Origin of the sequence: Pseudomonas carassii (genome assembly GCF_036324045.1) — a bacterium.
Classification (GTDB): Bacteria; Pseudomonadota; Gammaproteobacteria; order Pseudomonadales; family Pseudomonadaceae; genus Aquipseudomonas; species Aquipseudomonas peradeniyensis.
Genome location: NZ_JAZDCT010000081.1, coordinates 1 through 1,804, shown reverse-complemented (window position 1 = coordinate 1,804; position 1,804 = coordinate 1). Strand labels below are relative to the sequence as shown.

The 1,804-nt window shown below is 68.7% G+C and carries 2 protein-coding genes; both read right to left on the bottom strand.

The window, feature by feature from the left end:
- Positions 1-1,632, bottom strand: a 1,632-nt coding sequence (locus V0R62_RS26620) for a condensation domain-containing protein (RefSeq protein WP_330105821.1), incomplete at its 3' end; no start/stop codon positions are given.
- A partial coding sequence (locus V0R62_RS26615) for a phosphopantetheine-binding protein (protein WP_330105822.1) occupies positions 1,629-1,804 on the bottom strand: 176 nt, incomplete at its 5' end. The genes V0R62_RS26620 and V0R62_RS26615, both read right to left, overlap by 4 nt.

Here is a 1,804-nt window from a genome sequence, read left to right as displayed (position 1 = left end):
GTCCCGCGCCGTGGCGTTGAACTGGCGCACCACGCGCTCGTGCTCCTGCGCAGGCAACGCAAACAGCTGTTGTAGCGGTGTGTCCGGAGCGCTCCCAAGCGCCTGGGCCAACGCTGCCAGGACACCCTGGAACAGCTGGCAGACCAGACGCCCGTCCACTGGTGCCACAGTCTGCAGGGTCAGGTAGAAGCCACTGCCCAGGTCATCGACGCTGACCACCAGCGGGTAGTTGGTGGCCTCGCCGGCATGCTCGATCTCGATCCCGGCCCAACCGGCGCGCAGCACCGCTTCAGACCCCGAGACCGCGCTGTGGCGGTAGTTGAGCAAGGTGTTGAACAGCGGTGTCGGCGCCGCCACGCCGCTGCAGCGCTGGGCCAGGGCCAGGGGCGCGTGCTCGTGGCGCATCAGCGTGCTCAGCCGCTGGTGGGTGGCCTTGATCGCGGTGGCCAGGTTGACATCATTCAGATCCACCCGCAGCGGCAAGGTATTGATGAAAATGCCCAGCGCCCGGTCGGTGCCTTCGGCGCCTTGCAGACGCCCCATCAGCACGGTGCCGAACACCACCTGGTCGCGCCCGGTCAGGCCACCCAGCACCCGTGCCCAGGCCAGGTGGAACAGGCTGGCGACGCTCACCCCCAGGCTGCGGGCCTGGGCCCGCAGTTCGCGGCACAGCGCCAGGTCGAGGTCCAGCACGTGTTCGCTCAACGCCGCGCCGTCGCCCTGCACGTCGGCCAGGCCATAGGCCAGGGTCGGCGCATCCACGCCGCTGAGCATGTCGCGGAAGAACGCCTCGTGCTCGGCCTGGCTGACGCCCAGCAGGGCCTGGGCCACGTGGTTGCGAAACGGCACCGGACGGCCCAGCCGGTCGCTTTCGCCGAGCAGGAAGGCGAGCATTTCGTGGCGCACCACCTCAAGGGCGCTGTGGTCCATGGCCACGTGGTGGAACTGCAAGGTCGCGTGGACCCGCCCGTCCGCCTCCGCCACCTGGCATTGCAGGCGTATCAACGGTGCCTGGGTCAGGTCGAAGCCGCTGTCAGGCAACTGGCCCTCGGCAAGCTGGGTGACCCGCAGCCGGGCCTTGCGCCAGACCATCTGCACCGGCGTTTCGAGCGTCTTCCAGTGCACCGAGGTGCGCAGGATGTCGTGACGGTCGATCACCCCTTGCAGGGCCTGGGCGAAGGCCTCGACCCGGGCGCTGCTGGCGAACACGAAGCGCGCCTGCATCATGTAGGGATCGTGGTCGCCGGCGCTGGCGTGGTGGAACAGCATGCCTTGCTGCAACGGCGCCAGTGGGTAGATGTCCTGCACGTTGGCCGCGCCGCCGGGCACGCCCTCAACCAGCTGATCGATGCTGGCCTGGTCGAGCTCGACCAGGCTGAGCATGGCCGGGGTGATCCGCGCGCAGTCGGCCGGGATGCGGTTTTCCGGCACCTCGACGCTGCCGTGGCGCACCGCCACGTACTCGCCACGTTCGAGCATCCCCAGCAGCGCCGGCTTGTGCTCGCGCAGTCGGGCCACCAGCGCGGCGTCGCTCAGGGCCTGGCGATTGCCCTGGACCACCAGTTGGCCATCCTTGAGGGCCAGCTGGACATTGTTGGCGGCCAGGGTCGCCAGTAGTTCGTTGATGCTCACAGGACGATCTCCATTCTGTCTGTGATGGCGGCATAGCCTGCCAGCGTCGGGTGTTCGAACAGGCTGCGCACGTCAGCCTCCAGGCCCGCCTCGCGCAGGCGCGAGGTGAGGGTCACGGCCAACAGCGAGTGGCCGCCCAGCTCGAAGAAGTTGTCGTGGCGACCGACCTGGG